The 11,251-nt window shown below is 47.1% G+C and carries 6 protein-coding genes; all 6 read right to left on the reverse strand.

The window, feature by feature from the left end:
- Nucleotides 1-96: 96 nt before the first annotated feature.
- Complete coding sequence (addA, locus tag AC5FEC_RS01905; RefSeq protein ID WP_493661124.1) at nucleotides 97-3,768, reverse strand: helicase-exonuclease AddAB subunit AddA; 3,672 nt, start codon at nucleotides 3,766-3,768, stop codon at nucleotides 97-99.
- On the reverse strand, nucleotides 3,765-7,052 hold the full coding sequence (rexB, locus tag AC5FEC_RS01910) for an ATP-dependent nuclease subunit B (RefSeq protein WP_493661125.1): 3,288 nt from the start codon (nucleotides 7,050-7,052) through the stop codon (nucleotides 3,765-3,767). The genes addA and rexB overlap by 4 nt, the downstream gene beginning before the upstream one ends.
- 232 nt (nucleotides 7,053-7,284) lie before the next feature.
- Nucleotides 7,285-7,623 (reverse strand): YlbF/YmcA family competence regulator, encoded by a 339-nt coding sequence (locus AC5FEC_RS01915; RefSeq protein WP_148881103.1) that lies wholly within the window; start codon nucleotides 7,621-7,623, stop codon nucleotides 7,285-7,287.
- A gap of 22 nt (nucleotides 7,624-7,645) precedes the next feature.
- Complete coding sequence (locus AC5FEC_RS01920) at nucleotides 7,646-8,752, reverse strand: prephenate dehydrogenase (RefSeq protein ID WP_493661126.1); 1,107 nt, start codon at nucleotides 8,750-8,752, stop codon at nucleotides 7,646-7,648.
- A 48-nt stretch (nucleotides 8,753-8,800) separates the two neighbouring features.
- A complete protein-coding gene (gene aroC / locus AC5FEC_RS01925) occupies nucleotides 8,801-9,967 on the reverse strand; it encodes a chorismate synthase (RefSeq protein WP_493661127.1) in 1,167 nt (388 codons plus the stop codon).
- A 92-nt stretch (nucleotides 9,968-10,059) separates the two neighbouring features.
- The gene (aroB, locus tag AC5FEC_RS01930; RefSeq protein ID WP_493661128.1) at nucleotides 10,060-11,127 is read right to left on the reverse strand and encodes a 3-dehydroquinate synthase; all 1,068 of its coding nucleotides are present in this window, start codon (nucleotides 11,125-11,127) and stop codon (nucleotides 10,060-10,062) included.
- Nucleotides 11,128-11,251: the final 124 nt, after the last annotated feature.

Genomic DNA, 11,251 nt, shown 5'->3' on the forward strand with positions numbered 1-11,251 from the left:
CATTTATGCACAAACTTTTGAACGATCTATCTTTCTATAAAATAGAGTCCGAAGGATAGCATAGGATTAATCACTATTTCCACTTTTTTGTCAAAACTAGTCCACCTTGACCACCTGCAACTCAGCTCCTCCCAGTAGAATCAAATACTTGTCTACTTGGCTAAGGCCATAGGAACGACTGAGCGCTTCGGCATAGAGGTCCAGCTGAGCTCGGTAGCGCTCCACCAACTCTGTCGGCTCATGATAGCGGTCAGTCTTATAGTCAAAGAGGACAATACGGTCATCAAAGAGCAAATAGCCATCCAAGATTCCCCGAACCACAAAGTTTTGACCGCTGGCTGGATCCTGCTTGAGCATGGCAAAAGGTGCTTCACGATGGAGATGATTGGCCTGCTGCTGGATTAGCTGACCCAGTTCTGTAGCGAAAAAGGCCTCAATCTTAGCTAAATCAATCTCTTTCTTGACCACCGAATGTGCCTGAACCTGAGCCAAAGCTTGGCGAATGCTAGTCTTAGTGACAGGCTGATCCAGCGGAATCCGTTGCATGAGCTCATGGACAGCAGATCCGATTTGGGCTCCCTTGACTTGCTTCTTCTTGCCAAAGTCTGGTAGTTCAAAAGACAGATGGGGCTGATAGCTTTGAGGCGCATCCATAATATCCAGCCCTTCTGAGTCCATAACCGGCTCATAGAATTTCTTGATTTGACTAGGTGTGCGGACACTAGGCAATTCAATAGCTGCTTGATAAAGACTGTTGAGCCGGTCTACATTCTCCAAGATATCCAGAGCTCGGCGGATATCCTCTGACTGACGGTTGCCCGTCAAATCATCTACCGGAATGGAAACAGTCTGCTTCACTACTCCAATCTGCTCGTCTGTCAGATCCTGATCGGTCACAAAGCGGGTCTGATAAGCCAGATTTTCCCCCTCAAACACAGACTGGATAGCATAGAGCCAATCCTGAAAATTGGTCAGCTGGCTTCGGAGACTGCTGGATAAGCGGCCATTTTGACTGCCTCCCCACTTGCGCTCTTGGAGCTTGGCTTGATTTCCCTTGCCGACCAAATAAAGCTTGGTCTCAGCCCGAGTCATGGCCACATAGAGCAGACGCATCTGTTCAGACAGACTAGCCAGCTTGAGTTCTTCGGCATTCTGCTGATAGGGTAAGGTCTCCATGGAAATCCGCAGCTGCTTGGGAGCATAAGGATCCTGAGCCTCAACGGCCACATCGGCCACATATTTGATTCCGATGCCTTTTTTCCGACTGAGGATAATAGCAGAGCTGCTATCCTGACGATTGAAGGCCTTGTCCATATTGAGCAAAAAGACATACTTAAACTCCAGGCCCTTACTCTTATGGATGGTCATTAGCTGGACAGCATTTTTCGGAGCAGCCAGAGGGACACTGGCCAAATCGTGCTCATTTTTCAAAATTCTGTCAATCATGCTGATAAAGCGGGATAGCCCCTTGAAACTCGACTTTTCATAGTCGTTGGCCCGCAAGGACAGGGCATAGAGATTAGCCTGACGCTGCTCACCGTTTGGCAGAGCCCCTACCATATCATAGTAAAAACGATCCTGATAAATCTTCCAGATTAAATCATAGAGAGAATGAGTCTTGGAATAGCTGCGCCAGTCATCCAGCGTTGTCTGGAAATGCTGCAGTTTCTTGCGCAATTCACCATGGATGAGCTGAGGTTCCAGACCTTGATCAGCCAGAGCATTCCTCAGCTTTTCGTAGAGATTTTCCATAGACTTGGTACTGGAGGCTTGCAAGGCTAACCGAGCCAACTCGTCCTCATCAAAGTCAAACATTGGTGACTTGAGAAGGGCAGTCAGAGCATAGTCATTGAGAGGATTGTTAATGGTTCGCAAGGTATCCAGCATCACCATAACCTCTACTGACTGGAGGTAATTGGTCTCGCCATCATCCGGCACAATCGGGATATGATGCCGGTCAAACTCTGCCAAAATCAGATCATTGCGGGTCCGCGAAGCTGTCAGCAAGGTCATGTCCTTGAAATCCACCCCTTCTTGATTATGAAGGCGAATAATCTCCTTGATTACCAAAGCTACCTCACCCGCTGAAATGCTGGGAAGACCTTGGTCAGAATCCTCTTCTTCGCTATCAACGCTACCGTCATAGAGCAGAAATTCTGCCTGATTGGCTGGATTGGGCTCCCGTTTAGCCGGATTTCCTGCCACCAAATAGTGAGTCTCATTGTAGTCAATCTCACCGACTTCCTCGTCCATGAGTCGTTTAAAAACATCATTGGTCGCTTCCAGCACCTCGATGTGACTGCGGAAATTTTCCTTGAGGATGATCAGCTTGCCCTGACTAGGATCGGCCTGATAGAGTTTAAATTTATCGTTAAAAATCTGCGGATCAGCCTGGCGAAATCGATAGATGGACTGCTTAATGTCGCCGACCATAAAGCGATTATTTCCTCGAGCCAGCAATTCCAGCATTCGCTCCTGAGTATGGTTGGTGTCTTGGTACTCATCGACCATCACCTCATAGTACTTATCCTGATAAAAACGCCGCACTTCTGGATAATTTTCTAAAATTTCAATAGCAAAATGGCTTATATCACCAAATTCAAAGGCATTTTCCGCTACTTTGCGCTCCAGATAAGCATATGAAAAATCTCGGACAAAATCTCGCAACAAATCCAGTAGGGGAAGAGCTTCCACCTGATGCTGCTCCATAAAGTTCAGATGATAGAGGCGGACATCCAGCTCTTTAATTCTCTCTATCAAGGGCTTGCGGGCTTCATTATAGGTCTGAGCTAGCTCTTTTTTGAGCTCGTCCGCATTCTTGCCAACTCGGGCAGTAAAAGCCTGATGGTTAGAGGTCTTGGCTAATTCTAAAAAGCGCTGAATTAGGTCTAGCAACTGCTCAGATCCAGTCTGCTCTGTCAGCTCAGCCAAGATATCTAAGGCCGCCTGAACATTTTCCTGATATTTAGCCCCAGCAAAGGCTTGGCCTTCATGAGCTAGATGGCTCTGGAAAAAATCTTCTAAATCTAGCAAAGACTGCCTAGCTCCAGATAGTATTCGCTCCCGCTCTGCTCCAAAATCACTGATTTCATAACCCAGAAGAAAGGTCTCCTCCAACCATTTCCGCGGATTGCTGGTAGACTGGAGAAAACTATAAATACTATAAATCTGCTGGCGGAAACCAGCAATGTCCTTGCGCTTGCCAGTGAAATTTTTGACCAAGCGGCTGAATAATTCCTGTCGATCACTATCATAATAGGCATCAAACAGCTGGTCAAAGACTTCATTTTGTAGCATAAGCTGTTCACTGGCCGATTGTAAAATCCGAAAATGCGGTGCCAGCCCCAGCAAATAGCCGTACTTATTGACCACTTTCTGGGTAAAGGCATCCATGGTGCCAATATCCGCATTAGCAATTTCAGCCAACTGCTGGGCCAAGTGCTGGCGGAGTTCCTGATCTTGCGTCTCCTTGAGTACCAGACTCAGCTCCTTCTCCAGCCGTTCCTTGAGCTCACCTGCCGCCTTGACAGTAAAGGTGGAGATGAAAAGTTGGCTGACTTCCACACCTCTGAGAATCTGGTCAATAATCCGCTGAACCATAACATAGGTCTTACCAGAGCCAGCCGAAGCCGAAACAAGAATATTCTGACCAGAGGAGTAGATAGCCTGGATCTGCTCTGGTGTGCGCTTTTGTGGCTTGTCAGAGGCAGCTTCCTCAGCCTGCTTGACTAGGATATCCTGCTCGTTTAAAAAGGGAATCCGTCTCATTTGTCCAACTCCTCCTTGATTTTTTCTATCCAGGCTTGACGCAGCTTCTCGCCTGTCGGCCGTTTATCGTATTGATCCAGGTTTAACTTGGTCAGCTTTCTAGCCTGCCCCAGATGGAGATTGGCCTCAAAGCCTGTAATGGCCTTAAATTGGTCCACGTAACGGGCAATACTGCGGCCATTTTCTGTATAAGGATTGATGGCAAAACGGCCAGCTAAAATACCTTCTGCGGCTTGCTGATAGAGGTAGGCATTGTAGGCCAAAATCACTTCTAATTCTTCCTTAGTCAGCAGATTAACCTTGCTTTTCTCGTAGTTAGCGCCCAAGTCCTTGGACTGATCAGCCAGAAAGAGGCCTTTGTAAACCTGACTTTTCATGACTTGTTTCACAGCCTCGTCCAGTGCCTTGGTCTCCTTGAGGCTGGCTAGAGGCTCCGTCATCTGTAGGTACATGGCTCCGAAAAGTCCCTTGTCCTCGTGGTATTCTGGCATTTCTCGGATAGCTGCTAGGTAGGTCGGCAGCTGGGAATTAAGCCCATTAAAGAACTTCTCAAAGCTGAATTTGGTATCGCCAGACTTGTAATCCACAACTCCCAGACTCCCCGTCTCAGTCAGCCGATCAATTCGATCCACCTTGCCACTAACTTGAAGAGCTCTGCCATTCTCCAAAAGCAAGAAAGGCCGATCATCCCGACCAAAGTCAGTCTCCTCACCGATAGTCTCTAGCCCCTCAGACTGAGCCAAAATACGTCCAGTAGCCTGAGCTGCATCCAATAGCAAACGGCGGGCAAACTGGGTCTCACCATTTTCACCATAGACCGCTTCAAACTCAGCCTCCCAGCTAGTCTCCTCCATAGCCCGTTGTAAGCGAGTGTCGAAGTCCTGCTCCAAGTGCTCCTGCATAACCTTTTCAAAGATTCGGTGGAGGAAAATCCCATGGCTACGAGCATCCGGCTGAATCGTCCACTCCTCCTGCAGTCGCAGAACATACTTAAGGAAATAGGCATACTGGTTTTTAAAGTATTCATTGAGGGCAGAGGCTGACAGTTTCAAAGGCTGTTCTTTAGGATAAAGAGCTTGGAGTGTTTCCTCATTGAGAGTCTCCGTCTTCAACTCCTTGCTAATCTGGGGAATAGAGATTCCCTCAGTCGCCAACTTCTTACGCAAGACTCGGATTGACACTGCCCAGAAAGTCTGCTCCTCCGGCGTCCATTCACGGTCAATATCCTCCTGATAGAGGTCAATCACGCGCGCCAACAAAGCCCGATAAGTCCCAATATCGTCGCTACTAGCCTGTGGCCGCTTGTTGATGATAGGTAGGGAAATAGGCGCTATTTCCAGCTCCGTCAAATAGGAAGACATGGCATCCTCTACTTCATTGGTCAAGACAGGAGCAGACAGAACCAAATCTTCTGTCGCTGAATTAAGTAAAGATAGCGCCGCAAAGCGGTTTTTCTTAAGATTTTCACTGCTGGCTACCTGCAACTCAGCCTCGTCCCCAGTCGCTTGATTTAATCTCTGCCGTTCTTCGTCACTGAGCAGACTTTTATTTTGAGCTAACTTGGGTAAGCGCTCCTGCGTCAGTCCGATAGCATAGACATAAGGCGCAGCCATGGGCTCAATCAAATCATAGGACTGAACGGTCACCACATCCACTGTCGCTGGTACAACTCGGTACTTGGCCAGAAGCATACCAGACAGGATCAGAGCCAAGAAATCATCCAGCTTGAGCTTACTGCCGTCAAACACCTGTGCAAGCTGCTCCAAGACATGGCAAAAAGTTTTCCAGACTTCATCCTGCCGTTCTAGTTCCTGCTGACTTACTCCTTCCAGCAGATCAGTCAGATTGGCATCCAGGCGAACCTCTTTGATAAAGCTAGTAAATTTAGCCAAGAGACCAGCCGCTGTCTGACTACGAGATTTGAAAAAATCCAACAGAGGCGTGATAAGACTCCGACGCATAGCATTGAGCCGCTTCAGGTCAAATTTCTCCTGACGATTAATGGTAAAATCTCTCCCTAGCTTAGCTACCCCTTTAATATCAGCAAAGCGAAGGTACTGTTCAAAGTTATCCAGCTCCTCCTGACTCAAGCCACCATAAAGGCCAGTTTTTAGAAGATTGAGCAAATCTTCCGTCTGAAAATTATAGCGTTTCAGCCGTTCCAGTGACTCTAAAAATTGGACTAAAGGATGCTGGGACATGGACTCAGACCGCCCCAAATAAAAGGGAATCTGATATTGGTCAAAGATGGTCTTCAGCTGGAGCTGGTAGGCCTCCACATCACCCAAAAGCAGGCGGATATCCTTGTAGCGGGCACCATCATGAAGCCGCTGGCGGATGGACTTGGCCACATATTCCAGTTCTTCTTTTTGATTGCGCACCGACCAAATCTCTAGGTGAGAGCGATCCTCCGCAGTCAATTCCACATGGGTTTCAGAAAAATCATAGCGACTCTCTAGAATCTTGGAAATCTTGCCAAAGGTATCATCAACCTGACCTAGATCGTCTGATAAATACTCTGGCTTGACCTGATAGGTTTGAGCCAACTTGAGCAAAAAGTCCACGCTGGCTTGGTAAAGATTACCCTCACGAAAAGCGGAGCGATAGGCTTTTTGACTGGCATAAACGCCGATGACAATCTCCACTCCCTTGCGGTGCAGCAAATCCACTAGATATTCCTCCTCTGCTGAGAAGCGGGTAAATCCGTCGATAACCAGCGCAAGATTGCCCAATTCCTCATCCAGATCACCAGCTAGAATATGCTGAGCGAAAATTGTGAGCTTAGAGGTCGCATCATAATTTCCCGCCTGAAGAGCAACCGAAAAAGCCGTGAAAATCTTGAGCAGATCCTCACGCTTCTCTGGCTCTTCTAGATAGTTCAAATCCGCAAAAGTCATCTGAGCTGTCTGAAGCTCATGATAAAGGTCTAGCAGTTGCTGGATAAATTGTGCATCCTTCTTGATCCGTCCATAAACCTTAAGTTCCCGGTCATCCATTTCCGATAAAATCCGATAAAATAACATGCCTAGACCAATGTCATCTAAGGGCTGTCCTTCCTGAACATCATTGAGGACAAAATAACGAGCCATCTGGGTAAAACGTGTTACCGTAATAGCAAAGGACGCGTGATTTTCTAATGCCTCCAAAACTGCACGCTCCTTTTCAAAAGAAAGCGAGTTGGGCGCTATATAAAAGACCCGCTTGCCGGCCGCTGCCAAGTCCTGAGCTTGCTTAGCCAAATGCGCTGTCAAAGGACTGCGAATGTCCGTATAGAGTAATTTCATACCGTCTCTTTTCAACAACAAAATATAGAAACATTATATCATGTTTGAAGCGAAAACTCATGACTCAAAAGGTGAAAACACAAGGCTAGCTAGACCAAGATTATATATTGCTAGATGACTGCTGCCGACAAATCAATTCTAGACCTAATAACTCAAAATCAACTCTTATTCAGACACACTTTCAGCCTTATAATACCAAAAAATCCTAGTACTGAGTACCAGGATTTTAAGTTTATTTGAGCAAATCTTGAACTGGATCAAAAATAATCTTCTCAATATCTGCAAGATAGATGGATAGTTGCTGTTGCTTATTGAAGAAATCCGTCAAAGCTGAGTTGCTCTGAATTTTTTCTCCAAAAGAGGTCATTTTATCCTGAACTTCTTTGGTAGGCATTTGACCAGTTTGAGCCATTACTTGCAATTCATGCTGAAAAGCAAGGTACTCATTTAAAATGGTTTTTGCTTCGCTATCCGCGTCCACAGCTTTTTTGCTTTCAGCAACCGCTTTGTACTCTGGAAGTTCCCGCAGGCTGCGACTAAGTTCATTTGCTAAATCATAGATATTTGCCATAAATCGTTCTCCATTTTCTAGATTAGTCTAAAAAGACTTGATAATTTGTTTGCTCTCTGATTATTTTAGCAGATTTTTCCAAATCTTCACGATTTTTAAAGGTAATCTGCAAGATTCCGTTGATATCTTCACGATTTTCCTCGTTGATGCGAATGTTGACAATAGAGGTTCCTCTTAAACGTTCCAAAACTCCCAAGATGGCATCTTCTTCGTCAGGAACATTGATAAAGATATCATAGAAACTATCTACACCAGCTCGCTTGTGAATTTCCATAGACTTGCGAATCTGCCGGCCTTGGTCAAAAAACTGCCAGATGGCATCTTCATTCCCAGCCTCAATATCCGCGGCTACCTGATCCAAACGCTCCTTAAAGTCTTCAATCCTCTCCAAGATTGCCTCAGGATTGGTCAAAAGAATGGAGGTCCACATGCCCGGCTCACTTTCCGCAATCCGAGTCATATCTCGGAAGCCCCCAGCTGCAAAGGACTGGGTCAGTTCATGGTTTTGGCTGTAGGCCCCGGCCTGCTCCATGAGGCTGGAAGCCAGAATATGCGGAAAATGGCTGATTTGACCGGTCACTCGGTCATGTTCTGCAGCATCAACTTGGATGAAGCGAGCATGCAGACCGCTTAACAGCTCCTCCATTTCAGCAATGGTCCCCACCTTGGTCAGGTTGGAAGGCGTAAAGATATAATAGGCATTCTCAAAGAGATTAACATCCGCTGCTCTGGCTCCGGTCTTGTGGCTACCAGCCATGGGATGAGCACCGACAAAGCGGACGGGCTTATTCTTCAGATAGTTTTCTGCTGCTGCCACAATCTCTGACTTGGTTGAGCCAGCATCAGTAATGATGACATTTTCCTTCAGTTCTAGGCCAGCCATCATTTCCAGAAAAGCAATCGTCTGCTTGATAGGTACCGCCAGAATGATGACATCTGCCAAGGGGGCAAAAGAGACAAAATCATCTGTCACTTGGTCTACTATTCCTCGGTCCAGAGCAATCTGCCGTGATTCCGGGCTGCGGTTATAGCCGAGAATTTCAACCTCAGGATGGTCTCGCTTGATGCCCAAAGCCAACGAAGCTCCTATCAGGCCAAGACCTGCGATATAGACTCTTTTTTTCTCCATTTTCACTCCTTGGTTTTTAAATGGCTCAGTTATTTCATTGGAATTTTCCTAAAAGTTCTTGACAAATTCTCGATGTCGGGCTACAGCATCCTTCAGTTCTTCCAGATTGTCCGAAGAGAACTTCTCCAGTACTTCTGTAGCTAGAACTGTTGCCACTACGCTTTCCATAACAACACCTGCTGCTGGCAGAGCCGTCGGATCGCTCCTCTCTACTGTCGCCTTGTAGGGCTCGTGGGTCTCAATATCTACGCTCATTAATGGCTTGTAAAGGGTAGGGATTGGCTTCATGACCCCACGCACCACGATGGGCTGACCATTGGTCATACCGCCTTCAAAACCGCCTAGATTATTGGTTCGGCGAGTGAAGCCGTCTTCCTCCGACCAGAGGATTTCATCCATGACTTGACTGCCCTTGAGACGGCCAGCTTCAAAGCCCACACCAAACTCTACTCCCTTGAAAGCATTGATGGACACAACTCCCTGAGAAATCTTGGCATCCAGTTTCTTGTCCCATTGGACATAAGAACCCAGACCGACCGGCACACCGCCAACAACAGTCTCAATGACACCACCGATGGTATCCCCGTCTTTCTTAATTTGATCAATGTAGGCCTTGATTTCTTCTTCTCGCTCAGGATTGACAATGGAAACCTCCGACTGAGCAGCTCTTTCTTTGATCTCTGCTACAGTCAGATTGTCTGGCACATCAATATCAATGCCACCAAAGGTCACGATATGACTAGCCACCTCTACACCGATTTCTTCCAGCAAGCGCTTGGCTACTGCCCCAACTGCCACCCGCATGGTCGTTTCCCGTGCAGAAGAGCGCTCCAGGGAATTTCGCAAATCGTCAAAGCGGTATTTCATACCCCCAACCAAGTCCGCATGGCCAGGGCGTGGTTTGGTAATCTTGCGCATCCCTTTTTTCTTTTCATCCACATCCGCCGCACTCATAATCTCCAGCCACTTCTGGTGATCCAGATTTGTAACATTGAGGGTAATCGGACCGCCCATGGTCAAGCCATGCCGAACCCCAGACGTAATCTCGACTTGGTCACTTTCAATCTTCATGCGGGCACCGCGGCCGTACCCACCCTGGCGGCGCTTGAGCTCAGCATTGATATAGTCAGCGGTCAGAGAAAGACCAGCCGGCACTCCCTCAATAATAGCTGTCAGACGTGGTCCGTGCGATTCTCCTGCTGTTAAGTATCTCATACATTTTCTCCTATTTCTGGGATGGAAAGAGCTGGACATTCCGTTTGCTTTTCATCCAAACTGCCCATTTCGTCTCAGGCTCCATCTGGCACTTATTTCTTCAGAAATTCTTTCATCTCTTCCAGCGGAATCTGATGAATGCAGGCTGAACCTAGCTCGGGTACTAGGACCAGCTTGATACTCTTGCCTCTAGCCTTCTTATCATGGGTCAAGGCCTGATAGAGAGCATTCTCATCCCAAGGCTGGTACTCCACTGGTAGGCCGAATTTCTGACACATCTGGATGATGTCTTCTGTGATTCCGGCTAGCATAAGACCTTTCTTTTCAGCAACACGAGAAACCTGTACCATGCCAATCGCCACAGCTTCACCGTGCATGACCTTGCCATAGCCTGCAGTCGCCTCAATAGCATGCCCAATGGTGTGACCGAAATTCAGATAGAGGCGGACCCCATTATCCAATTCATCCTCGACCACAACCTTGCGCTTGACATTGCAGGAATGGTAGATGATGCTCTCCGCATGTTCCAAAATCGACTCTGGACTGCCATCCATCTCCTCCAGCTCTCGCCAAAGCTCCTTGTCATCAATGAGACCGTACTTAACCACCTCGCCCATGCCTTCAATCAATTCACGCCGACCCAAGGTCTGCAAGACATCTGGGTCAATCAGAACTCCGTCGGGCTGGGTAAAAGTCCCGACCATGTTCTTGGCCCAAGGTGTATTGACGCCCGTCTTACCACCTATGGAGGAGTCTACTTGAGCTGTCAGACTGGTCGGAATCTGCACGAAATGAATGCCCCGCATATAGGTCGAAGCGACAAAACCTGCCAAATCACCAACAACTCCGCCACCCAAGGCCACAATACCATCGCTGCGGGTCAGACCAACCTTAACCAGAAACTCGTAAACCTTGTTGACCGTCTTTAAGTTCTTGCTAGCTTCACCTTCCAAAAAGTCAAAGACATAGGTTTCAAAACCCGCAGCTTCCAAACTCAGCTTGACCTTTTCCGCATAGAGTCTGGCCACTCGATTGTCGGTGACAATAACCACCTTCTGAGACTGCCAAAGCTGACTCAACCAGCTTCCGGCCTGAGATAAACACCCCTTTTCGATGAGAATATCATAGGGATGATGTGGGAGATTTACATTCAGTTTCATAAGTACCTCCTAGATGTATCCTGCTTGTTTTTTGTAAGACTGTATATTTGTTGCTGACTTATTTTTTGAGCTGATTTTCAAATAATGCCCTCTAAATCGTTAAAAAAATAGACGTCCAAATCAT

Source organism: Streptococcus sp. STC1396 (assembly GCF_058933875.1).